Annotated in this window: 17 protein-coding genes; 6 read left to right on the top strand and 11 right to left on the bottom strand. The window is 48.9% G+C overall.

Features of this window, described 5'->3' with window-relative positions:
• Positions 1 to 25: 25 nt before the first annotated feature.
• Complete coding sequence (locus L1285_RS07930; RefSeq protein ID WP_235411774.1) at positions 26 to 733, bottom strand: 3'-5' exonuclease; 708 nt, start codon at positions 731 to 733, stop codon at positions 26 to 28.
• Entirely contained in the window at positions 733 to 2,628 is a 1,896-nt protein-coding gene (locus tag L1285_RS07925) for a DUF294 nucleotidyltransferase-like domain-containing protein (protein ID WP_235411771.1), read from the bottom strand. The genes L1285_RS07930 and L1285_RS07925 overlap by 1 nt, the downstream gene beginning before the upstream one ends.
• 335 nt (positions 2,629 to 2,963) lie before the next feature.
• Between L1285_RS07925 and htpX the strand changes: the two genes are divergently transcribed.
• A complete protein-coding gene (gene htpX, locus L1285_RS07920; protein ID WP_235411769.1) occupies positions 2,964 to 3,824 on the top strand; it encodes a protease HtpX in 861 nt (286 codons plus the stop codon).
• A gap of 96 nt (positions 3,825 to 3,920) precedes the next feature.
• Here the strand turns inward: htpX and L1285_RS07915 are convergent, their stop codons facing one another.
• Together L1285_RS07915 and L1285_RS07910 are read right to left on the bottom strand one after the other, a co-directional pair.
• Positions 3,921 to 4,577 (bottom strand): DUF2987 domain-containing protein, encoded by a 657-nt coding sequence (locus L1285_RS07915; protein ID WP_235411767.1) that lies wholly within the window; start codon positions 4,575 to 4,577, stop codon positions 3,921 to 3,923.
• Positions 4,567 to 5,391 (bottom strand): glucosaminidase domain-containing protein, encoded by an 825-nt coding sequence (locus L1285_RS07910; RefSeq protein WP_046003833.1) that lies wholly within the window; start codon positions 5,389 to 5,391, stop codon positions 4,567 to 4,569. The genes L1285_RS07915 and L1285_RS07910 overlap by 11 nt, the downstream gene beginning before the upstream one ends.
• 299 nt (positions 5,392 to 5,690) lie before the next feature.
• Here L1285_RS07910 and L1285_RS07905 point away from each other — a divergent pair, with 299 nt between their 5' ends.
• Positions 5,691 to 7,019 (top strand): anti-phage deoxyguanosine triphosphatase, encoded by a 1,329-nt coding sequence (locus L1285_RS07905; RefSeq protein WP_235411765.1) that lies wholly within the window; start codon positions 5,691 to 5,693, stop codon positions 7,017 to 7,019.
• A 51-nt stretch (positions 7,020 to 7,070) separates the two neighbouring features.
• Here L1285_RS07905 and L1285_RS07900 read toward each other — a convergent pair whose 3' ends face one another.
• From L1285_RS07900 to L1285_RS07885, 4 genes are all read right to left on the bottom strand, one after another.
• A complete protein-coding gene (locus L1285_RS07900; RefSeq protein WP_235411763.1) occupies positions 7,071 to 8,018 on the bottom strand; it encodes a hypothetical protein in 948 nt (315 codons plus the stop codon).
• A gap of 496 nt (positions 8,019 to 8,514) precedes the next feature.
• The gene (locus L1285_RS07895) at positions 8,515 to 9,651 is read right to left on the bottom strand and encodes an ABC transporter permease (RefSeq protein WP_046003780.1); all 1,137 of its coding nucleotides are present in this window, start codon (positions 9,649 to 9,651) and stop codon (positions 8,515 to 8,517) included.
• Positions 9,648 to 10,382: an ABC transporter ATP-binding protein gene (locus L1285_RS07890; protein WP_235411761.1), complete on the bottom strand. Its 735-nt coding sequence runs from the start codon at positions 10,380 to 10,382 to the stop codon at positions 9,648 to 9,650. The genes L1285_RS07895 and L1285_RS07890 overlap by 4 nt, the downstream gene beginning before the upstream one ends.
• A gap of 1 nt (position 10,383) precedes the next feature.
• Positions 10,384 to 11,874 (bottom strand): alpha/beta hydrolase, encoded by a 1,491-nt coding sequence (locus L1285_RS07885; protein ID WP_235411759.1) that lies wholly within the window; start codon positions 11,872 to 11,874, stop codon positions 10,384 to 10,386.
• Between the two features lie 219 nt (positions 11,875 to 12,093).
• Here L1285_RS07885 and L1285_RS07880 point away from each other — a divergent pair, with 219 nt between their 5' ends.
• Positions 12,094 to 12,342 carry a hypothetical protein gene (locus tag L1285_RS07880; protein WP_235411757.1) on the top strand — a complete coding sequence of 83 codons (249 nt, stop codon included), beginning with the start codon at positions 12,094 to 12,096 and terminating at the stop codon, positions 12,340 to 12,342.
• A 70-nt stretch (positions 12,343 to 12,412) separates the two neighbouring features.
• Here L1285_RS07880 and topA read toward each other — a convergent pair whose 3' ends face one another.
• The gene (topA, locus tag L1285_RS07875; protein WP_235411755.1) at positions 12,413 to 15,055 is read right to left on the bottom strand and encodes a type I DNA topoisomerase; all 2,643 of its coding nucleotides are present in this window, start codon (positions 15,053 to 15,055) and stop codon (positions 12,413 to 12,415) included.
• 323 nt (positions 15,056 to 15,378) lie between these two features.
• Positions 15,379 to 19,863, bottom strand: coding sequence for an Ig-like domain-containing protein (locus tag L1285_RS07870; RefSeq protein WP_235411753.1), 4,485 nt, complete (start codon positions 19,861 to 19,863; stop codon positions 15,379 to 15,381).
• A 178-nt stretch (positions 19,864 to 20,041) separates the two neighbouring features.
• On the opposite strand from L1285_RS07870, the gene L1285_RS07865 reads away from it, so the two are divergent.
• Positions 20,042 to 21,388 carry a dicarboxylate/amino acid:cation symporter gene (locus L1285_RS07865; RefSeq protein ID WP_235411751.1) on the top strand — a complete coding sequence of 449 codons (1,347 nt, stop codon included), beginning with the start codon at positions 20,042 to 20,044 and terminating at the stop codon, positions 21,386 to 21,388.
• A gap of 67 nt (positions 21,389 to 21,455) precedes the next feature.
• Here L1285_RS07865 and L1285_RS07860 read toward each other — a convergent pair whose 3' ends face one another.
• Positions 21,456 to 22,340, bottom strand: a complete 885-nt coding sequence (locus L1285_RS07860) for an NAD(P)-dependent oxidoreductase (RefSeq protein ID WP_235411749.1) — start codon at positions 22,338 to 22,340, stop codon at positions 21,456 to 21,458.
• Positions 22,341 to 22,472: 132 nt separating this feature from the next.
• Here L1285_RS07860 and L1285_RS07855 point away from each other — a divergent pair, with 132 nt between their 5' ends.
• Entirely contained in the window at positions 22,473 to 22,988 is a 516-nt protein-coding gene (locus tag L1285_RS07855) for a glutathione peroxidase (RefSeq protein ID WP_235411748.1), read from the top strand.
• Positions 22,954 to 23,931, top strand: coding sequence for a 2-hydroxyacid dehydrogenase (locus tag L1285_RS07850; protein WP_235411746.1), 978 nt, complete (start codon positions 22,954 to 22,956; stop codon positions 23,929 to 23,931). Before L1285_RS07855 ends, L1285_RS07850 begins: the two co-directional genes overlap by 35 nt.
• Position 23,932: the final 1 nt, after the last annotated feature.

The raw sequence follows: 23,932 nt of genomic DNA, 5'->3' as shown, positions 1-23,932 counted from the left end.
TTTAAACATGCCATTTTTGTTTCTATCACATCCACAGCGACTTAATGTCTGTGTGCTGCGAGTAATGGTGCTGAAGTTGTGCCTGAAATAGCTCGGCCGTCGCCAGAGCATCACTGAGCGCGTGATGCGCCACATAGTAAGGCAGACCGTAACGTTTGCGACTGTCGGCCAGGCGAATAGACGGAATAGGCTGGCGTTTTATCCGCTGCCACAGCGTGAGCCGGTTGGTTTCAATGCGATGCTCCAGCGCCATAGTATCAATCAGCGGAAACTCAATCCCTTCGCTCAGCCGCTGCATCAGCGCCTGATTAAAAAACGGCCGCTCAATATGGCGGTAATGGACCACAATGACCTTGCCAGCAAGGCAGGCCAGCAGCTCTTCGAGTATGGTGTCCAGATCGGGCGCTTCACTGACCTGCGAATGAGTTATCTGATGCACCACCACAGATTCTTCGTGCAGTGGCGTAGCAGGCTTTAAGATCCAATGCCTGGCATCGCGGCAATAGGCTCTTCGGGCGTCAAAGGGCACCAGACCGACACTGACAATGTCATCGGTTTCATAATTCAGCCCGGTGGTTTCAAAATCCAGTGCCACGAACTGAGCCTGAGACACTGGCGTGTCGGGCGCCTGTACGCCCGCGGTATAAAATGCCCTGAGCCGCTCATCACTACTTTGCCGTGCTAAATGGGCGAACCGGTTAGGCCAGGATAAAATGTCGCCTTGCATTGCCATTACTTGAGTATCGCCTTGTTCTGGTAGCGGATCTTGAGGTAGCTTTGCGCTTTGTCCAGTACCGCAAATGCTTCTTTGAGGTTGCGCTGTTCAAACTCAGATAGCCGTTTTGGCAAAATATTGTTGTCGGGCTGTTTACCCTGCTCTATTTGCCGGGCCTGATGGCGAATACGGATCATGGCAATATACTCCAGCGCCGCCTCTAAGTCTTCTACTTTACCCGGGGGTAATAACTGCGCCTCTTTGATGTCCTCAAGGCGTTCAAACGAGTTTTGTTTACGAGAGCCGATGGCCAGGGCATGCACACGCACCAAATCGGATAGCGGCGCGGTGCCACGGCGCTTAATATTCAGTGAGTGTTTATGCTCACCGTCCTGCTCCAGTACAAAGTCTTTAAAAAAGCCCAGCGGCGGGGTTCTGCGCAGTGAGTTACTGGCCATGGCCGCTAAAAACCGTGGCGTGATCTTCGCTTTCTTTGCCACCAGCTCACTCAGGCGGCTGGCCAGCTGGGTGCGACCAAACACCCCATCCAGGTCGAAGAAAATAGAGCTGTGTAACAAGGCTTCCGGCTTGGGGTTATCCATCCAATCTTCAAACTGAGCCTGCCAGTCACTGGCACTTAAACGCCATTGCGGATTGGTTGCCATAATGCCCCCGTCACAGAGCTTATAGCCACATTGTGCCAGGCCGTCACAGACAAACTTGGCCAGCGCGGCAAAGTAACTGTCGTGTTTATCAGCCTCAAACGCATCATCCAAAATCAAGGCATTATCCTGATCGGTCACGATAAGCTGCTCATCCCGTGCCATTGAGCCCAGTGCAATAAAGCAGTAAGGCACCGGCGGTTCGCCCAGTTTATCTTCGGCCAGCTCCAGTAAGCGCTGCTTGATGGTACGGCCAATGACCGACATAGCCGTGCCCACCATGTGTGAGTTCGCATCTTCGTTCACCAGACGTACAAACACACTGGCCAGTAATTGCGCATAGTGTGCCAGGTCCTCGACACTTTGTTGCTCCATGATCCCTTTAACAAACAATAAGCTGCTCTGAGACTCATAGCGCAAAATATCCGACAGGGCTATCACACCAATGGGACGACGTTTATGCACCACAGGCAAATGATGCAGATTGTCTCTGAGCATCATCATCATGGCCTCAAACACGTAGGCATTGGAGTCGACTATGGTCAGCTCCCGGGTCATGATAGTGGCAACCGGCTGATTGGTGTCTAACCCCTCCGCTACCACTTTAATTCGCAGGTCTTTATCGCTCAGGATCCCGACAATTTGACCGTCATCATCCTCAGGATCGTCACTGACCGGTTTGCTTGGATCGTACACCAGCAAGGCGGATACCTGCTCTTCGGTCATCAGTTTTGCCGCATCGCGAATTGAGCGCGTCAGCTCTACCGACACCAGCTCGCGCAGTAACAAGGTTCTGACTTTGGCCGTGGTCAGGTCATTGCTGTCGGCCTGATCCGACACCGCCTGGATCAAACCACCACTGTCATCGGCCTCAAAAAAGTCCGCAAATGCCTCGTGCTCATCACAAAATGCTTCAAACAAGGCCACGGGAATACAGTAAACCAGGGTGTCTTCCAATGCCATTACCGGAAAACGTACTTTGCGGTTCATCAGCAAGCCGCGCTGACCAAACAGGCCCCCTTCTGAAATGCGGTTATAGAGCTCACCATTGCGACGATATACCTCCACCGAACCGGCGCGCACCACATACAAATTGGCAATCGATTCTCCGTAGTGCAGTATTTCACTGCGTGCACGGTAATAGCCAACCTCAACCTCGCTGGCAAGTTGTTTGAGCGCGTCCTCGGGTAAATCGTTAAATGGCGGATGTGCAGATAAAAACTGCATGATCTCAAAGTGTTCTATTTGCATAATGACCGTTTTATGACACTGATTATGACTATTGTGGGTAATTGCGCAGATGAACGCAAGAGAAGCACCTGAGTCGGCTTGCTCTACGCATATTTTGTCACACTAATTTTTTACCGTATGACTTGTAATAATGGTCGTTTGCCATCATATTCACAGCGTGCTTTGGAAGCTGACAATACTGCAACTAAGCCTATGATAAAACGTCGTGTTGAAGGAAATGGATCCCGCACGGCGCTGTAGGCAAACGTACGCAAGTAAAAAGAGTCCGACCGTGCAAACCGTGTTCTGTTTGGGCGCTCGGCAAACAATAAGTTGAGTATAAGCTTGAGGTTAAGATGAAACGAATCGTGCTATTTTTAATCACCAACCTGGCAGTCATGCTGGTGCTGGGGATTGTTCTGTCTATCGTCATGTCTGCGTTAGGTCTGTCTAACCGCAGTTATGGCGGCATGTTACTGATTGCCGGTGTATTCGGTTTTGGTGGTGCTTTTATTTCGCTGTTTATGTCGAAGTGGATCGCGAAAAAATCAACGGGTGCTTATATCATTGAGCAACCCCGTAATGAAAGCGAACACTGGCTGGTGCAAACCGTTGCCAATCAGGCAAAACAAGCGGGCATTGCCATGCCTGAAGTTGCCATTTACGACAGCCCTGAAATCAATGCCTTCGCAACGGGCCCCAGTAAAAACAACAGCCTGGTCGCGGTCAGTACTGGATTACTGCACAATATGACTCAGGATGAAGCGGAAGCGGTGCTGGCACATGAAGTATGCCACGTTGCTAACGGTGACATGGTCACACTGACCCTGATCCAGGGTGTCGTAAATACCTTTGTCATTTTCATTGCCAAAGTACTGGCGAATTTGGTGGATGGCTTTCTCAATGGTGACGAAGAAGATAATGGCGTGAGCTGGACGTATATTATTTTCGATATGATTTTCCAGATCCTGTTCGGTATTCTGGCATCCATCATTGTGGCTTACTTCAGCCGTCAGCGCGAATTTGCGGCCGACAAAGGCGCAGCTGATTTAGTGGGTGCACATAAGATGCGTGCCGCCCTTGAGCGCCTGCGCCATAACCATGAATCGCAACTGGAAGGGTCAATGATGGCCTTTGGTATTGCATCAGGCAAAAGCTTGTCTGAGATGTTCGCCTCTCACCCGCCACTTGAGCAACGTATTCAGGCGCTACGTTAAGTATAGTGTTCTAAAAAGAAAAGGCTTCGCAGTGCGAAGCCTTTTTTGTAGATTAAACTGTCTTTCAGATAACTGGTCAGAAAACCGATCAGATAACTACTTTTCTATCCAGGGCGTAACCGATACAACTTCGCTTAACGTATTAAAGCGTGCCGTGTCGTTTTCCCAGTCATCCGTTACCAGAAACTGGCAAACCTGCTTGTCGCAGCTAACACCCGGTGCTGACAAGTTAGGCTCACTGGCAAAGGTTACCTTGACGCCCTTTTGCTGTGGCAGTAAAAAGCCCATGAGCTTGCTGACAAAAAAGCCAGATAAGTCGGACAACAACTCATCAAATTCGTGGTGCAGCTGATACAAGCGTTGCTTGGTCAGATGTGTATTTGTGAAATACGCAGACTCAATTTGAAACTTGATCTGACAGTCGTGCTGCGGATTTTTTGGCTGTGCGACTATCACTGCCTTGTCTTTGTCGAGCTTCTCACTGAATGGCAGCAACAGCTGCGCCTCTTGAGTATAATTAAGCGGCTGCTCGGTGTTTTCTGTGACAATTTTACCTGACTGGATCTGACACGGTGCCAGTGACGCAATGTCTACCAGGTAAAAATTAACCCGGGCAAACTCAAACTCGCCCTTTTCTACCACCTTGAGGCGGTCATAAAAGCCATCATACGAAACCACAAACTCTTCTTGCGCCTGCACGCTACTTGCAGCCCCAGCCAGCCCCAGTAAAAGTGCCAACATCCTATTCTTCATCAAAATAAGCCTTGTTATGTCTGATCATATCGTTAAGTTCTTCAATATAATGCACGCCACGCTCCGAGTATGACAAGAGTCCTGCGGTCAATGCCGTGGCTTCAATCGGCTTTTTCTGCGCGCGCAGCTCAGCACGCGTAGCCCTGAGGTCTTTATAGGCATCATGGGTATTGATGTTTCTAAAATATGACTTAACCGATGCCCGAACCGACTGAAAGGCAGCCACTTCGTGAGCCGCTTCATCGTCACGGCGTTTTGGGATCATCCCGCAGCCCTTTCGATAACACCATTGACCAAAAAAGTTCAACCCGATCCGCGCAAACCGGGATGTGCCCCAGGCCGATTCATTGGCTGCCTGCATCAGCGCCAGCTCTTTGGGGATAATGTCTACCCTGCGCAGCGCCCGCTTGAGATTCTCAACAGAGATGGTCTCGTCCTCTATTTTGTAGAGTTTGAACACCTGTTCGATTCTTTGCTGCTGAATGTCGCTCAGTGGCTCTTCAAACTGCAGCATCATCAGTGCAATTTCAATGCTGGCACGTTGCTGCAAGATCAGCTCGTTCTCCGCTTCAACGTGTGGCTTGATGAAATCAAAGAAACGTTTTTTCTTGGTGGCAATATCGCGAATTTTGCCAAACTCCGGCAACTTTACCTTGTGCAGTGGCTTTTCCACTTCTTTAACCTGAGGTTTCGTCACGGTCACTTCCGGTTCGGGCGCAGGTTCAGTCGGGGCTGGGGGTTTGACGATAAATGGATACAGAATCGCGAATATTGAAATCGCGACAATAATAACTTTAACTAGTAAACGCATGATTCTCCTCACACTAGTACCAACTACCAATTCAAAGTGCTGAAAACACCCGAAAAATGGCGTGACTTCGCAGGTTTTCTGAAGATCCCTAACAGAATAACCCTGCTGTACTTTGCTCTTTCATTTTCAAATTAGCGGACAATGATACCAAAATTTACCACTGAACGCGAATTTCCGCATTCTATCGTAGCTGCCCCTGGCTGAACATCAAAAAATCACCTAGCGCTTTGATTAGTTTTTCTTTTTCCCGGCACGCTCAGTAGATATACTGAACACAATAACGTGTTTAATGAAGGACACCTATGAGCCAGTCTCCATGGCAGCAAAGACAGCTGGACCAGAAAAAACATCGCCCCAATGACAACCGCTCACCCTGGCAGATTGACCGCTCCCGGATCATTCATGCGGCAGCATTCAGGCGCCTGCAGTCAAAAACCCAAATTATGAGCATCGGCGTCAATGATTTTTACCGAACGCGTCTCACCCATTCGCTGGAAGTCTCTCAGATTGGCACTGGGCTATTACGCCATCTCAGAACCCAGCATCCGGATTTTACCTGGTTTCCTTCCTCCAGCCTGATGGAAACCATCTGCCTGGCACACGATATAGGTCACCCGCCCTTTGGTCATGGCGGAGAAATCGCCCTCAACTATTTGCTGCGTGATCATGGCGGCTTTGAGGGCAACGCACAAACGCTCCGGATCGTTACCAAACTGGAACCTTATTCCAAAGGGTACGGGATGAATCTGACTCGCCGCACTTTACTTGGCTTTATTAAGTATCCAGCTTTCATTGATGAGTTATGGCTCTGCCACCCGCAACCCGACCCAAACCAGCGTTTTATCTATGCTCAGCAATGGCTGCCCGCCAAAGGCGTCTATCAATGTGACAAAGACGTACTGGATTGGATCCTGCAACCGTTCAGCGCAGCAGATCGGGCGCTGCTGCAAAGCCACACACCCGTGAATGAGTATAAAGCCAAGACCCGCTTTAAATCGCTAGACAGTGCCATCATGGAATATGCCGACGATTTTGCCTATGCAGTACACGACTTAGAAGACGCCATTGCCACTGAAACGTTGAGCGAGCGGGAATGGCAGCGGTACGCCCTGCCAGAATTGCAAAAGATTGATTCCCCCTGGCTGGATAAGCACCTCGACAGTATCAGTGAACGCTTGTTCTCCCATGACGAGTCGCTGCGTAAAGACGTCATTGGCGAGCTGGTGAATCTGTTTATCGTCAACTGTGAGTTGGTTATTCAGGATCCCGCTTTTAGCGATCCGCTGCTGCGCCATACCGTAAAGCTCTCTGATGAGTTTGAAGCCATTTTAGGTGTGTTAAAGCAGTTTGTTTTTTCAAGGCTTATCCGCGACCCAAAAATGCAGCAAATTGAATTTAGCGGCCAGAATATGCTGATCGATTTATTTGGCGCGTTTCAGAGCGACCCTTTACGCCTACTGCCCCATACCACGCAAGCTCACTATGCGCAGGCAACAAATGAGACCGAGCAAATGCGAGTGCTGGCAGATTACTTGTCAGGCATGACAGATGAATATGCTCGTCGCTGTTATCAGCGCCTGTTTGGCAACAGTCCAATGCAAGCTCCGGTGAAAAGCGGCCCACATATGTGAGCCGTTTCTGTTATCCATCGCAGTGCAATGACCCCTGACAGCAAAATGAGCCTAGTCTGAAAGTTTGGCTACTGGGGTCCCACCTACAAACATCTGCGTTACCGGCATACTTTGGCGCAGCGCAACTGTATTTGCCGCTGTATTACCTAAGAACACGGTCTGAGCTCCTTTTGTAAAACTATCGTTGTGAATACACTGAGGCCGGATTGCCAATGCACTGCCATTGTTAGGCACTTCAAATACAGTAAAGTGGAACTGCTCCGTGGTTACTGTACGGTAGTACCCATCCTCCTGAGTATTATCAAGTCGGCGCCCAAGTAATATTCTGGACACAGTCGGCTCTTTGAACGCGGGGTCAATGCCTGTTGCTGGCAACCAAATATGTGGAAAAGGGTGATGTTCCACAAACAATCCACCCCCTTTAATTGGGCTAAATTCATATTCCGTGATGTACTCAGGGAGTTTTTGGTCATATTGAATACCCCATAAGTCCTGGGTAAAACCCAAATCAAACCTTTCACCAGGTTCAAGCAAAGTTCCGCCATAATACGCCAGCGTTTCGAGATAATTGTTGCGCTCCTGTTCTGTAGGACCAAACTGTAAAAGTGGGAACTTGAGTTCTACTGGCTCTTTGGCACAAGCTGGGTTGAGAATAAGTTGCCCCGTACTCCCGAATACGTTAGATGCGCCATCCAGCCCGGCAATACCTGCACCATCGGTTGCAGCGGTCCAAAAGCCACTTATGGCAAGCGCGTTTTCAGCCACCGGCAGTTGACCTGTTCGCTCGTGATGATATTGGTTCAGCCGTGTGATCAAGTCGCCATCAGGGTTCAATGGAGCCCGCTCACTTTGCACCACCAAGTTCTCGGCACTCGGGTCCAAATGTACGATGGTACCAGTACGAATTGGACCAAACAGACCTGTGGTGGTCTGCAGTAGTTGCCCTTTAGCCTCACGATTGAGTACTGCACCATTGAGAAACTCAAAGTTGTTCTTCAAGTCTGCGTCAGAGACACCTTGCCTGACAAGTTTCCAGCGCTGCTCCTCCATCTGGCGTGTACGATATTCAGACAGTGTTTCTCCCCTAAACCCCTGACTCTTTTTAATGTGACGTGTGACATTTGCTTGCTCCTTAACTTGATTTGCTCTGCGTATGTAGGCGCTTGATTGCCCCCTTGGTCAGTAGAGTCTAAAAATGCCGTTTTTGCCATTACGGTTGATTACCTGAAAGTGAATTGAGACAGAGGTGTATCTTTGCTATCGGTTCTTTTTTGATAATGATGCCTAGAATATGAGAAATACAATACCGGAAGCTTGGACTTTGGTATGGTTGGTGGATACTGTGGTGGTACTGGCGTTTATTGTTGGTTTGTAGATCATGAAGATATACAGATACTTCAACCCGTTCGAACAGGCTGATCAAGACAGTATTGATCTTGTACATCAAGCCGGCTCACATTGACCGGCTTGATATATCGTCAAAGTGCATAGGCGATTATAAACCGAACACCACTTTTTCACTTTTCAGCATTCTACTGCTCAGGTAAGTAAACAGCGCAAACAATGCCAGCGTTAGCCCCGAAGCTAGCCCCAGTGGTGCAAGCGGTAAGGCATTGCCCTTGATCAGCTCTATCATCGCGTATTGCTGAGCGGCGATCGGCAGCCACTGAATGGTCTCTGTGGCGATATCATAGCTGGTCATCATACTCAGACCGACGGGCACCATCAGCACCATAGTGACGTAAGACTGCGCCTCTTTAAACGACTTAGCCATAAAAGAAACAAAAATCAGCATACTGGCCGACATCAGCGCAATGGGGATCCCGATGAGCAGGCTGACTAAAATAAAACGCAGATCCAGGGTGATGCTAAAACCCAGTTGCTCCCAGGCCACCATGGCATAGGCAAACTTTGACACCACCAGTACCAATGCCAGTCCCAGAATCGAGAAAGCGGCAATCGCAGCGACCTTGGCCAGCACAATCTGCACACTACTGATGGGGTGGCTAAGCAGCAGCGCCAGTGAATTACGCTCACGCTCACCGGCACTGGTGTCTATGCCCAGGTTCATGGCTGAATAAAAAATCGCAATGATGATAGACAAAGTGACGATACCAAGAAATAACCCGCCCTTTGCATCGGGCGTGGCCTGATCCTGCGTCTGTACATCCAAAGCACGCATCAGGCCCGGGTCGATACCGCGCGCTACCAGGCGCAGCCCGGCCACTTCGCTGTTGTATCTGAGCAACGCTGTTTCCAGTCGACGGACCGACTTGATCAACTTACTGTCAGACTTATCTGCCACTATCACCACAGTGGCGCTGCGGCCTGTTGCCATATCCTGTTGAAAAGCGGCGTCTATTTCGAGCTGGATCGACTTAGCTTCGGCATCATCGCTGTGGCTTATATCGACGCTGTCCAGATACTGCACCAGATTTGGCGCGCGCTCGGCACCTGAAATGGTGATTTTCAGCGCCTCTGGCGACGCCATTTGCTGCAAAAGCACCGAAAAAAGCAAGCACATCACAATGGGCGCACCAAAGGCATAATACAGCCCGGCCATCACCGAGCGCTTATCTCGATACGCATCCAGCAGCTCTTTTTTAAACAAGATAGTAATTTGCTTCATCATGCTGCTATCCCCTCATCACTGCCGATCAGCGCGATAAACGCTTCTTCCAGGCTTGCTTTACCCGTTTGCTCACATAGTTGCAGTGGTGTGCCCTGCGCAACCACTTTCCCTTTAGCCATCACCACAACGTGGTCGCACAATGCGGCTACTTCCTGCATTACATGGCTGGAGAATAACACGCAATGCCCCTGCGCTTTGAGCATCAGTAATAACTCTCGTAACACGCGGGTACTCATGACATCCAGGCCGCGGGTTGGTTCATCAAGAATGATGTTGCGTGGCTGGTGAACAATGGCCTGAGCCAGTGCGGTTTTCATCCGCTGCCCCTGAGAAAAACCCTGACAGCGACGGTCGGCAATGTCCGCCATTTTCAGCTGCTCAATGACTTTGTCTGTGGCTGTCTGAGCTTGCGAATTGGCCATGCCGCTCAGCTGCGCATAAAACTGAATATACTCTCTGGGCGTCAACCGCTCATACAGGCCACAGGGGTCGGGAAATAACCCCAGCTGCTGCTTGGCCGCCATGGGATCTTCGTGCACCTTAACCCCATCAATTTCGGCATACCCCTGATCAGCCTGTAATAATCCAAATACCGTTCTCAGGCACGTTGTTTTACCTGCACCATTGGGGCCAAGCAGCCCGGTGATTTTGCCGTTTTCGGCGCTGAAGCTCAGTCCATCCAGCGCATTTACCGATGCAATTTGTTTTTTAAGATTATGTACTTTGATCATGTTATGGCTCCTGGCTTGCCACTGCGGGGCCATTGGGGTTCATAAAATAGCGTCTGACAGCGGCTTTCTCCAAACAGCTGGCATCCAGTTCTTTAGGCTCTGTGTGGTTAATAAACTCAGCAACCAGTTTGTCGGCGCAGCTTTGCGCAGCCACACCATGGGTTGCTTGTTCAGCAACTAAGTGCCGTGCATTTTTCATTTTGACCATAGCCAGCTCGGCCCAGCCTGGCGGCGTCGCGGGGTCGAGTCCGCCAGATAGCAACAGGGTTGGAATATCTGTGCTGAGCGGCTGATAAAAATCTTTTCCGACGGCTTCAACCTGCCAGACAGGGCAGCTGGCATCCAGGGATTCAATCATCATGCGGCCAAAATAACTCGCTGAAAAACGCGCTCTTGCTTGCTCCGTTAATAGTGGCCAGTCCTCAGCGCAGACAATCGCACTGTGCATACCCATCGCCAGCGAGCCAAACCCGGAATCACTGCCCATCAACCCGACCAGAGGTAAATAATTACCTTTTGCCGCCTCGCTGATGGCCAGCGGCACCAGGGCGCGGGTGGTATGGCTGTAAAGCGCCATACGGATGGCTGAGCGTACTTTGCTCTGCGTGAGTACCAGTGGGATAGTGTTGTGGGTTCTCGGATGTGGTACCTGAACGCTGGCAGGTTGCGCCTCAAGCTGGGTTAACAGCATTTGATATTGCTGTTCCAGCTGCGGATACTGACCGCGGCAATTCGCTTTATTGGCACAGTCGCTAAAAATGGCCTGCAATGAATCATCAATGGCGTCGCCAATAGCAACTAAGCTTTGCTGCATCGGCACGACCCCATCCAGTGTGGCACTGGCCACAGCTTGTGGGTAGCGACGCATATACTCCTGGGCAATACGTGTGCCATAGGAAGCACCAAACAGATGTAACTTCTGGTAACCCAGCGCCTTGCGGACCGCTTCAAAATCGCTGGCGGCGGCAACGGTGGTAAAGTGACTCAAGTCGGTATTGAGTTTGCTTTTACACTTTTGGGTTTCTTCCCGGCTGTATTCAAAAATGGGCAGCGCATCGTCATTAAAAGCAAACTGCGCCTCAAGAGGATCCATATCACACTGCAACAGAGTGGACTTTCCGGTACCGCGCTGATCCACCAAAATAATATCCCGCTCTTCTCGGGCATAGCGCAACACCCGTGCAAACACGGCAGCAACTTCAATAGCCGACTGCCCGGGGCCGCCGGCAAATGCCATAATGGCCTCAGTTGGGTGCACCTGCTTAATCGCTGGGATCACCGCAAAGTGTATGCTGATTTTTTCGCTATTGTTTGCCGATAAGGGCTGCTCAACACTGCCGCACATCAGCCTGTCCGCCAACCCCTTGGTATAGCAAGGCGTCAGACCGGCTGTGTCTGGACTGGCAGCATAACTCCCTGCGCTACTGAGCAGGCCCAAAGCAATCGCACTTTGCCTGATCAGTGACCGCAAGTGTCCACGTTTTTTTATCATTGTATCGTCCTTTTTTACGCCACAGCGGGCATTGGATACGTTATTTGGCCCAAGTATATCATTGTTAGAAAAGCAGTTCCCTAATCAAAAACTTTCGATTAATCCCCTAATCACATTCACTTATCTTTAAGAGTGATTTATTTCGTTGTTCTTTTTTTGTGTTTTAGTTTAAAAATTCACTGTGACGAAACGTTACACTAAACACAAAAGGAAACATCAATGAAACTATTTTCAGCCCTGGCGAGCTGCATTTTAGCCGCTACTTTAACTTCAACTTCAGTCGTTGCTGACGATACGCAACTGCAAAGTGCACCAGCCAGCTTAGTTGCTGAGCTGACACAAATGTGTGTTGAATGGGCTCAGGATGACGAAGTGACAACCGATGCGCTACGTCAATACGTTTTGCAGTGTGTTAACGAGGAGCTCTCTGCCGGCGGCTACGTGGCCGTGACAGAAGTAGACATCTGATCTCTAAGATCGAAAAAGGCCAGCAATGCTGGCCTTTTTGTTATCGGTTACACACTAACCGAAAGCGTATTTAAGATTTTGCGCTTTTGCGCTTTTTCTCTTCCTCAACCCACTTGCCGTTGACATAGGTCGCTTTCCAGCCTGTGGCTTTCCCTTCGACTTCTGTCATCACGTATTGTGACTTGGTTTTACGGGAATATCTGACAACAGCCAGATTGCCATCGCCATCCTGCTCAGGCGCATCTGCCAGATAGTAAAACTTAGGCGAGATACGATCTCTGAAGCGCTTAAGCTCGGCCACTTTAGGCGCACGCGTTTCCCGCGATTTCGGGAAAGTATGTGCCGCCAGGAAAATACCCGATGCACCATCACGCAGCACAAAATAGGCTTCTGATTTCTCACACGGTAATTCTGGCAAGTGTACCGGATCTTCTTTTGGTGGCGCAGGCTCACCGCTTTTCAGCAGTTTACGCGTGTTTTTACAGTCTTCACTGGTACAATCGAAGTACTTACCGAAGCGGCCAGACTTAAGCTGCATGTCTGAGCCACATTTATCACACTCGATCACCGGGCCGTCGTAACCCTTGATCTTGAAGCTGCCTTGCTCAATCACATAGCCACTACAACCCGGGTTGTTACCACAAACGTGCAGCTTACGCTTTTCGTCTATCAGATAAGAGTCCATCGCGGTTTCACACTTTGGACAACGCTTCATCTGTCTCAGACTTTCGGTCTCCGCGTCTTCCACATCGGCATCAACCGCTTCATCGCCCGAGATCAGGTTCATGGTGGTAGTACAGCGCTCTTTTGGCGGTAAGTTGTAGCCCGTACAGCCCAGGAATACCCCGGTAGACGCGGTGCGGATCCCCATCTTACGACCACAGGTTGGACAGTCGATGTCGGTCTCAACCATGACATTCTGACGCATGCCACCTTCAGCTTCCTCTTTACCTGCCAGTTCCAGCTGACTCGAGAAGTCGGCGTAAAACTTATCCAGTACCTGCGTCCAGACACGATCGCCCTCAGCAATTTCATCCAGACGATTTTCCATTTTGGCGGTAAAATCAAAGTCCATCAGTTCATCGAAGTTTTCGATCAAACGGTCGGTGACAATTTCGCCCATTTTCTCGGCGTAGAAACGGCGGTTTTCAACTCGCACATAGCCACGGTCCTGAATGGTCGAAATGATAGACGCATAAGTTGACGGTCGGCCAATGCCGCGCTTTTCAAGCTCTTTAACTAAACTTGCTTCGCTGAAACGTGCCGGTGGCTTAGTAAAGTGCTGCTTTGGATCCAGCGCCTGCAACTGCACGGTATCGCCCACGGCAACCGCTGGCAGTGCCTGCTCTTCTTCATTTTTCTTACGTACCGCTGGCTGCACACGTGTCCAACCATCAAAACGCAATACACGACCGCGTGCTTTTAGCGTGTAATCGCCCGCACCGACTGTGATATTGGTCAGGTCGTATTCTGCCGGTGTCATCTGACAGGCAACAAACTGACGCCAGATCAGCTCGTAGAGCTTCTTGGCATCGGCGTCTACGCCTTCTACATGGCCAGACAAAATATTTACGTCTGAAGGACGAATCGCTTCGTGCGCTTCCTGAGCGTTATCTTTTGCGCTGTATTTAATCGGTGCACCTGGCAGGTACTTATCGCCAAAGTTATCATGAATATAGCCACGTGCCATTTCAACCGCATCATTTGATAAGTTGGTTGAGTCGGTACGCATATAGGTAATATAACCGGCTTCGTATAAACGTTGTGCCAGCATCATGGTCTTCTTAACACCATAACCCAGGCGAGTACTGGCGGCCTGTTGCATGGTTGACGTAATAAATGGTGCGCTGGGCCGACTCTTACTTGGTTTCTCTTCAACCTTAACAACCTGATACTGCGCTTTTTGCAGTTCAGTAACGGCTTTGTTGGCTTGTGCTTCGTTCAGCGGCTTAAACGCTTCACCCTGATACTTAGTCACAGCAAAACGAACGTCCTGCTCTGCCAATGCAGTATCTGCGTGAATATCCCAGAATTCCTCCGGAATAAAGGCTTTGATTTCACGTTCACGTTCAACCAGTAAGCGTACCGCCACAGACTGAACACGACCTGCTGACAAACCACGTGCGACTTTTTGCCACAACAAAGGTGACACCATAAAGCCCACTACACGGTCTAAAAAGCGTCGTGCCTGCTGCGCATACACCATGTCTGTGTTTAACTGACCTGGCGCCTCAAACGCTTGTGTGATGGCATTTTTGGTGATTTCGTTAAATACTACACGTTTGTATTTGCTTGCATCGGCACCAATCACTTCTTCTAAGTGCCATGCGATGGCCTCTCCCTCTCTATCCAAATCGGTTGCGAGATAGATGGTGTCGGCATTTTCTGCGAGCTTAGCCAGCTCCTGAACCACTTTTTCTTTACCGGGCAGCACTTCATAGTGCGGCTCCCAGCCTTTTTGTGGGTCTATCCCCATGCGGGCAACCAGGTTCGCATAATCTTTCTTTTTTCTGTACTCAGCTTTTTCCTCAGGTGACATCTTTCTCACTTCAGCAGGAGATTTAGTTGCCAGGCCTTTGGTTTTGCCTGCGCCTGAGGTAGGAAGATCACGGATATGACCGACACTGGATTTCACAATGTAGTCTTTACCCAGGTACTTATTGATAGTTTTTGCCTTTGCGGGAGACTCTACGATTACTAGCGATTTGCCCATAGCTGCCTATTTGACTTCTGTCTGGTTGTTGCCCTTCATTGGGCGCGATTAAATATAGGTATATCCACAAATACCAATTGTTACAAGCTTTTCATTCGATCTTTTCGCCAAGCAGTGATTTTATGAACAATTGCTGCTGTTAATTTACCCAGGCGTATAGATTGCTTGATGGAAAGGGCGAATATAGCGGATATAAAAGGAATTTCAAGGGGTAAAGGTAAAGAGGGTAATTTAGGACGAATTTAAGCGAGCTAGTATGGACGAATTTTGGTGCCATCGAATAAAGGCCAGAGTTCCCTCTGGCCTGTACAAATTAGGTCAAGTTAACCTGCATCTTTAACGGTCACCGTATAGGTTATTATTGAGCTTTCCCCCCCCTCAAAGGGACTTGGGATAGTAAACTGAACGGTTAGATTGCCAATGTCCAGACTGTTTGCTGCTTGCTCTCTTGATATTGTAACCGTCGCGCTCTGAACGCCATCATTTGACGCTCTGGACACGGTACCCTGTAACCCACTGACCGTGGCGACGCCGTTATCCGTGGTGATTTGAACTTCTGTTCCTTCTGGTAGCGAATTGCCATAAAGATCTGAGTAATACACAATGAACGTAACATTATCGGTCGCAGGCAAAGTAGGATCTGTTAAATCAATACCAGTAAAATCACAATATGCGTCATCATCTGATACCTCTAAACCCGTCACGCCTACTCTTGGAATGTCGCGCCCATTTGCATCTTTTGCGTTTTCACAACTGGATACTTCAAAGGCAATCTGTGACACAAATGTTGGGCAATTATCGCTATCCAACGCAAGGTAGTCGCCACCCGCGTCTTCCACCAAGGTTGGTGCTCCTGTATTAAGCAAACACTCATTACCCAAATTCTGCACGCCAGGTACTGTGTCTTGCGTCGGAAAAGTGGGGCAATTAGTGTCGTCTAACAAGATATTGTCATCATCATCCAATGTCGGCATACCTCTGAAAAATGCACAGGTCTCCCCAGTTCTAAATTGATAAGTCACATCAGATCTGCTCACCGTAAACCTGACATAAGGAATATTACCAGAAGCGATTATTTCAAACTGTTTTCTCACCTCAACCAACTCACGCGAACAATAGGGGCCACCTTCTGCGTTCATCGCTTCTTCAGAACAAAGTAGACCGTTATAGATGCCATCCCCGTTATCATAGATGCCATTATTATTGGCGTCATTGAATGTTTCGTTGTGGCCTCCTCTGGTGTTATTTGGTTCGCAGGCTTCACCATCACACACTATCGGCTCTCCACAATTATTACCATCGACGTCACATAAAAATTTCCCGTCTTCGTTATGGTCTACAAAGGCTTCTGGCAAGTCAAAGGCGCTGTAAAATTCTCCCTGATCAAAACGACCATTACGTCGCTCTATTAATACATTACCGTCATCATCAAGGGTACTGGGCCGGTCAATAAACGTTTCCTGTCCTTTCGCAGTCACCAGAACGGATACTCTCCCGCCTCGGATCAATATGTTTCCATCTTTGTTTGTTTCCGGCCAGGTACGACATGGCGCAGGCTGGCCATTATACAGATCACAAACGCGGTCTAACGTATTACCCCACTTAGGATCTGTAAACGGCATATCACCCTGACTACGCCACTGAACGGTACATCGTCCATCCACAGCCAAACACTCATAAGTGTTTGTACCACCCTCACCATCTATATTACCGACAATTCCCGCCTCTACCTGCACATTTGCAACGATATTGTCACCAGTTAACTGGTTGAACTGATCACCAAAAAAGATGCTAATGTCATTGGTAAAACCCAATGTATTAAGTGCATTCATATAATAGGTGGCGGCACCGGCATCGAAACTATTTTGATCCGGTACGCCAGAAGACAAGACGATGCCAGACGAAACAGCATTGATCTGTTTATCGGCGGACAGTAAACGAAGGGTCTTACCATCTGGACATTGATCATTCGTTGGATCCGCAGTACATACGTCAATACGCGATTGCCAACAGGTGTAGTCCTCTCCATCAGGTAAGGTTGCTAATTCCTCATCGGAGATGTAACACGCTTCTACTATGATATCTCCAGGAACAATACCCGATCGGATCGTAGTTTGCGCAACGCCTTCATTATCTGTGCTGCCTGTATAAGCAGTTAACAATGCGTCACCAGTGAGATCTGATATTTTGAAGTCAATTCTTTTCTGGTTGAGAGGACGACTATCACTATCTATCAGTTTAAATCTGACTGTAGACGTTGTAGGCACGCCTCCGATGCCAGGAGGAAGACCAATGAAGCTTTGACTAGCATCCAAAAACTGAATTGCCTGAGCTTCAGCCTCTGAGACCGCAAAAGTTATGTTTGCGGGCTGATTAACACCACCACCCGAAACCACAGTTGCAGTCACAGTATCTAAACCGCGACAACCATTCGCTCTATACGTCGTATTTGCCTGACCTTCTTCAGAGCTGACAGACTGGTCAATAGTAGCCAGTCCTTCATCTACGCAGTTAGAGGTAAATTCGACATCGATAGGGTTGAGGTAAAGCGCAGATTTAAACTCATCTACATACACATTTGCGGAAATCACCATGCTTCCGCCAGCTTTCAATGGATTTTCTTCTGACGCGGTTGCCGACAACTCTACAAATAAGCTTTGCAGGCCGACGGAGAAATTTACTCTCCCGTCTTCCCCTTTATATTGTGCGGTGATAGTGCCTGCTCCTCCGGAATCTCCTGGCTGGAATTTAAGCAGAGCGATGCCAAAACGGTCTGTTAAAACACGCCCCTGAGCAGGTAGTAGCTGACCAATATCAGAGGTAACCTCGATAATGTCATTTTCAATATCCTCATCGTCTTTATCTGTGACCTTGATAAACACATCAACCGTATCTGAGGACTCTAACTGGTTAGTGTCGGTACAATTTGTCGACGGCAAATTCGGGTTCAGTTCAATGCTATCGCGCTCACTGTCCCAGCCAGGTAAACAGCCGGTTAGAACTCTGGCATTGATTCGATACTCACCCTCATCGTTCTCGATACCGTCAGAGTGGAACAGAACACCTGCACTTTCAAATACTTCACCCGCCTCGGAAGTATATTTAGCCTTGATTATACCGATACCTTTTTCCTTAGTGGGATTAAGGCTTATTTCGGCGTCGCCATCCTCATTAGTTTGTGCCCGACCATCACTGGGGCTGAGCGTCGCAATAGGCTCTACAGTGAATTCAACTAATACTTTTTCCAGCGGTTTATCATTTTGAAGGACTCTGGCAATAACAGTGCCTTTAGTATTGTCGTCAAGCTGGTTATCTTTATCGATGTTATTTCCGACGCTATCCTTAATACTTATAATTTGAATAGTAATGCCTTTTTCAACCGCGATGATCCCATCAGAATAGAAGCGACCATTTTGGGGCGAAAAACTTGGAATCTCAGGTAACGATACATTAAACGTGCCTAAACCTCCGTTGTCTAAGGCCTTTATATCGAACGAAGCACGACCACTGTCGTCTGTCAACGCCTTACCATTACCTCCGTCATCCAACTCCGCTAGTACCAGATCATTTACAGAAACCACTTGTCCCTGGAGGGCAACGCCATCTCGAGTAAGTGTAACTACAATTTTGCCTGTATTGGATGCACTTAGCGGGTTGCCTTCATCTATTGCATTACCCGGCCCTCTGTCTAGGACTTCAACAAGCATCTGTAAGCCACCATCTCCCGCGCCAACATAGCTGGCAACGGTTCTGGCTACTTCATTACCGGATACTGAGTAAGTTGCCGTAAACGCATCAAGTTGTTGCTCAATCGTCGCTGTTTCTGTCGCGAAAATCTGAATCTCGGCCAGACCATTGGCATTGGTTCTGACTGACTCTGTGGGTTTTGCAAAACGCGCACTGGCTTCAACAGATACAGCGACTTGCACATTGGCAACCGGTTGTTCATTTAAGGTCAGCTGAATTTTAGCCGTCAACGGGTTGGCCAGGGAGAGCTCGCTTGACGCTTGCTCAGAGGCATCAACCAACTGCACGCTCAACTCGTAGATTTCTTTGTCGTAAAACGGGTTACCTGCCGACTCAAAACCAATACGTGCACTGATATCTTCGTTGTATTTAACCTGTACATAACCTGCCCCAACTTTGTCTGTGGCGGCAATGATCAGGCGCGCAGCCCCGTTTGCGTCTGTTTGCACATTTGAGTTGCCATTGGTAACCAATAGGTCTTCACTGTCTACTTCTTTTGAGAACTCGAGTACCTGCCCTGATAGCGGCGTGCCGTTGTCAGTCAAAATTGCGGTCACAGTCGCAACTTCTGCACCAGAAATAGGGTTGCTGGCATCAATAGGCTGGCCATCCGACCCGGTAATACTCATCGCAATTTGGATACCACCGTCGCCGGTCGCGGCATACGGAACCGAACCACTCACAGTACTCTCGCCCACATCAGCGGTAGCCGAAATAGTACCTGCGCCGGCTAAGCGATTGGCGATAATCGTGACTTTCGCTTCACCGTTGCTGTCGGTCAGTTGTGAACTAACCGAGGCAAAATCAGAGAATTCGTCATTGCTAAAATTAACCAGGTTATTGGCAACTGGTGCGCCATCATTGGTAAGTTTTGCCGTGATCGTAATGGGGTTGCTGATACTGAGACTGCCACCACTGTCGGAACTGGTACTCAATACCAGGTCATAATCGGTCGTTGTACCGTCACCTCCCGAGGTGTCTTTTTCAATCGAACCACCGCCACCACAGGCGATCATCAGCAAGCTGAGCAAAGTAATACTAAACCAGCGCATCAGAGACATTTTCGATTCTCCCTTGCAATCTAATAATTTTGAGTTATTTTCACCATGTTAACCCAATTGTGGATCTAAAATCACAACTTTTTGATGGCCGTCATCGATTTTTTCTGTTCATCTTCAACTATCCTGTTAGGCTATAGCGATTTTGTAAAATATAAGCGTTAGGACGATGTCAAAGGCTATGTCACACAACAAAAAAATGAGCCTAACAACCCGTATCATGCTGGGCATGGTATTGGGTGTTATTCTGGGTCTGTTAATACAAACCATACTGGGCGATAAGCCCGAAGTTGCCATCCCGCTGGGCCTGTTCGATTTACCTGTTAAGGGCTTTTTTGTCGATGGGTTATTCCATATCGGCGGCCAGATCTTTATTGCCAGCTTAAAGATGCTGGTTGTGCCTTTGGTCTTTATTTCTTTAGTGGTCGGTACCTGTAGCCTGAGCGATCCCAAAAAGCTGGGCCGCCTGGGTGGTAAATCCATCTTACTTTATTTATCGACTACAGCCATCGCTATCACTGTTGCTATTTCACTGGCATTGCTGATTAGCCCGGGCGGTGGCGTAGCTATTCCAACCACGGCCACATTTGACGCACAGCAAGCCCCGACGCTTGCACAAGTCATCATCGGCATGTTCCCGACTAACCCAATCAACGCAATGGCCAGTGGCAAAATGCTGCAAGTGATTGTTTTCGCCTTGTTGTTCGGTATTGCCATGGCGCTGAGTGGTGAAGCGGGTAAACGCTGTGCCAAGGTGTTCGAAGATTTAAACACTGTGGTACTGAAGCTGGTGACCCTGCTGATGAACCTGGCGCCATACGGTGTGTTCTGTTTGATGGCCAAGTTGTTCACTACCATCGAAGTGGACCTGATTGTTGAGTTAGGCAAATACTTCCTGGTGGTGGTTGCAGCTCTGCTGATCCATGCCTTTGTTAATTACAGCATTATGCTCAAAGTTCTGACCGGACTGAGCCCGCTCACTTTCCTGGCCAAAATGAAAGATGCCTGTATGTTTGCATTCAGCACCTCAAGCTCAAGTGCAACAATGCCGGTTACGTTAGAAACGGCGACGAAAAAACTCGGTGCACATAACTCTGTAGCATCTTTCACTGTGCCGCTGGGCGCAACCATCAATATGGATGGCACCGCCATTATGCAAGGTGTTGCAACCGTGTTTATCGCCCAGGTCTTCGCCGTAGATTTAACCCTGAGTGACTATCTGATGGTAATTCTGACTGCCACTTTGGCCTCTGTTGGTACGGCTGGCGTACCAGGTGTCGGCCTGATTATGCTGGCCATGGTACTCAATCAGGTTGGCCTGCCGGTAGAAGGCATTGCCATTATCATGGGCGTTGACCGACTACTGGATATGACCCGCACCGCGGTGAATGTGACCGGCGACTGTATGGTCACCTGTGTGGTCGCTAAATCCGAAGGCGAGCTGGATATTGATGTGTTTAACGACGCAGACGCCGCCAAAGATCTGGAAGAAAACATGGATTTGGAAAAGCTGTCTAAAAAAGCTTAACTGAACGCATAAACAAAAAAGGCAGGTCGCCTGAGCGCCCTGCCTTTTTTAATGCCCGTTTAAGGGATTATTTTTTATCGTGAATTGCATCCAGGCGAGCCAGTAAACTGGAAGTATCAAAACGACCGCCCCCCAGCGCCTGAACATCCGCATAATACTGGTCAACCATAGCGGTCAGTGACAATGAAGACCCATTGCTGCGCGCTTCGTCCAGTGCAATGCCCAAATCCTTACGCATCCAGTCAACGGCAAAACCAAAATCATATTCGCCAGCAAGCATGGTTTTATAGCGGTTTTCCATCTGCCAGGAGCCTGCAGCCCCTTTGGCAATGGTCTCTACCACTTTTTCACCATCCAGCCCTGCCTGTTTCGCAAAGTGCAGTCCTTCAGCCAGCCCCTGCACCACACCGGCAATACAGATTTGATTGACCATTTTACACAGCTGACCCGAGCCCACTTCACCCAACAGTTGGCTAAAGCGACTGAATGCCGCCATAACAGGCTGCACACGCTCAAAGACTTCAGGCTCGCCGCCCACCATAACCGTCAATACGCCATTTTCTGCCCCGGCCTGACCACCTGATACAGGCGCATCCAGAAATGCAACGTTTTGCTCGGCAGCTCGCTGCGCAACCTCACGTGCTACCTTAGCCGAGGTTGTCGTGTGGTCAATCAAAACGGTATCCGGCTTCATACCAGCCAAAACCCCATTATCGCCATACACAACGGATCTCAGGTCATCATCGTTGCCCACGCACATGAATACCAGCTCAGCATCTGTAACGGCTTCTTTGGGAGTTGCAGCAAATGCGCCCTGATATTCTTGCGCCCAGCGCTGTGCTTTTGTGGTTGTGCGGTTGTAAACGGTCACCTGGAGACCTGCTTGTTGTAAATGACCGGCCATGGGATAGCCCATCACCCCCAATCCGATGAATGCGACTTTGACTGACATAAATTTGTCCTATTTGGCTGTTAAGCTAGAAAGATGGAGTTGTTATACCTGAGCCATCTAAGCATGGCAAATGAAAAATACCAGCTATGAATCAAGTGATTAAAAAGAAAAAACATCAAGGAGCCTGACAGGATGGAGAACATATATCGTTTCAGCGTGAAACTACTTAACGGCGAGACGCTGGCACTCAGATCCTTACAAGGCAGACCGGTGTTGATTGTTAATATTGCCAGCAAGTGCAGTTTTGCCCCTCAACTCAGTGCACTGGAAAAGCTCTATAAAAAGTACCACCCAATGGGACTCGAAATCATTGCTTTTCCTTGTCATCAGTTTGGCCGCAATGAGCCGCTGGAAAACGAAATGCTCAGAGAGTTTTATCAGTCGCATTTCAATTTAAGCTTTCATATCTCGGAAAAAGTCCTGGTGAACGGGCCTGATGCTCACCCACTCTTTAATTACCTCAAGGTAAACACCCGAGGAATAGCGCAAAACCGCGCGATTAAATGGAATTTTACTAAGTTTTTAGTAAACTCAGAGGGCGTATTGTTGTCCCGTTATGCACCCAGGACAAAACCCGAAACCTTAAAATCGATAATAGAGAGTCAAGTGTCCAATGAGAGTTGCCCTATTCAGTTCGCAAAAGTATGAGCTACCATTTTTTGAGCATGCACTTACCCAGTTTCCTGATATTGAGTTTGAATTTTTTGAGCAAGCACTGAATGATAAAACCGTTGCGCTGGCGCAAGGGTTTGATGCCATTTGCGTATTTGTGAACGATCAGGTTGATGCCAATGTGCTAGCCGAACTCGCTGAGCTGGGCGTTCAGAGTATCGCGCTGCGCTGTGCAGGCTTTAACAATGTTGACATAGAGGCAGCACACGCACTAGGGGTCAAGGTGGTACGCGTACCGGCATACAGCCCTGAAGCCGTGGCTGAGCATTGTATTGCCCTGATGCTGACACTGAGCCGTAAAACCCATAAAGCCTACAACCGGGTTCGAGAAGATAATTTTGACCTTAACGGCTTACTGGGTTTTAACCTGCACAATAAAACTGTCGGTATCATCGGCTGTGGTAAAATTGGTCAGGCACTGGTGGCCATTCTCAATGGCTTTGGTGCGCACGTGTTGGTGTACGACCCGAATATTGGCGAAGGCTCTTACACTCAGGTTTCTCTGGATATGCTGCTTGAGCAAAGCGACATTATCACCCTGCACTGCCCACTGACCGAAGCCACCCACCATCTGATCGACGACGCGGCTTTTGACAAAATGAAGCAAGGCGTAATGCTGATCAATACAAGCCGCGGCGCACTGGTAGACAGCAAAGCCTGTATCCGCGCCTTAAAATCCAGAAAACTCGGCTACCTTGGCCTGGACGTGTATGAACAGGAATCTGAACTGTTCTTTAAAAACCGCAGCGATGAAGTCATACAGGACGATGTCTTTATGCGCCTGGCCAGCTTCCAGAACGTACTTATCACAGGGCATCAGGGCTTTTTCACCAAAGAAGCCTTAACCGAAATCGCCCACACCACAGTGACTAACCTTAACGCCATTCGCACGGGGCAGATGCTGGAAAATCAGGTTTGAT

It is taken from the genome of Pseudoalteromonas sp. DL2-H2.2, assembly GCF_021532535.1.
Classification (GTDB): Bacteria; Pseudomonadota; Gammaproteobacteria; order Enterobacterales; family Alteromonadaceae; genus Pseudoalteromonas; species Pseudoalteromonas rubra_A.
This window is presented reverse-complemented; position numbering and strand designations above follow the sequence as displayed.

Excerpts from the sequence above, each read along its gene's own strand:
- L1285_RS07890 (WP_235411761.1), bottom strand. The coding sequence starts at position 10,382 with ATGATCAAAGTACATAATCTTAAAAAACAAATTGCATCGGTAAATGCG.
- L1285_RS07905 (WP_235411765.1), top strand. The coding sequence starts at position 5,691 with ATGAGCCAGTCTCCATGGCAGCAAAGACAGCTGGACCAGAAAAAACAT.
- L1285_RS07915 (WP_235411767.1), bottom strand. The coding sequence starts at position 4,577 with ATGAAGAATAGGATGTTGGCACTTTTACTGGGGCTGGCTGGGGCTGCA.
- topA (WP_235411755.1), bottom strand. The coding sequence starts at position 15,055 with ATGGGCAAATCGCTAGTAATCGTAGAGTCTCCCGCAAAGGCAAAAACT.
- L1285_RS07895 (WP_046003780.1), bottom strand. The coding sequence starts at position 9,651 with ATGATGAAGCAAATTACTATCTTGTTTAAAAAAGAGCTGCTGGATGCG.
- L1285_RS07860 (WP_235411749.1), bottom strand. The coding sequence starts at position 22,340 with ATGTCAGTCAAAGTCGCATTCATCGGATTGGGGGTGATGGGCTATCCC.
- htpX (WP_235411769.1), top strand. The coding sequence starts at position 2,964 with ATGAAACGAATCGTGCTATTTTTAATCACCAACCTGGCAGTCATGCTG.
- L1285_RS07930 (WP_235411774.1), bottom strand. The coding sequence starts at position 733 with ATGGCAATGCAAGGCGACATTTTATCCTGGCCTAACCGGTTCGCCCAT.
- L1285_RS07885 (WP_235411759.1), bottom strand. The coding sequence starts at position 11,874 with ATGATAAAAAAACGTGGACACTTGCGGTCACTGATCAGGCAAAGTGCG.
- L1285_RS07865 (WP_235411751.1), top strand. The coding sequence starts at position 20,042 with ATGTCACACAACAAAAAAATGAGCCTAACAACCCGTATCATGCTGGGC.
- L1285_RS07880 (WP_235411757.1), top strand. The coding sequence starts at position 12,094 with ATGAAACTATTTTCAGCCCTGGCGAGCTGCATTTTAGCCGCTACTTTA.
- L1285_RS07870 (WP_235411753.1), bottom strand. The coding sequence starts at position 19,863 with ATGTCTCTGATGCGCTGGTTTAGTATTACTTTGCTCAGCTTGCTGATG.
- L1285_RS07925 (WP_235411771.1), bottom strand. The coding sequence starts at position 2,628 with ATGCAAATAGAACACTTTGAGATCATGCAGTTTTTATCTGCACATCCG.
- L1285_RS07855 (WP_235411748.1), top strand. The coding sequence starts at position 22,473 with ATGGAGAACATATATCGTTTCAGCGTGAAACTACTTAACGGCGAGACG.
- L1285_RS07850 (WP_235411746.1), top strand. The coding sequence starts at position 22,954 with ATGAGAGTTGCCCTATTCAGTTCGCAAAAGTATGAGCTACCATTTTTT.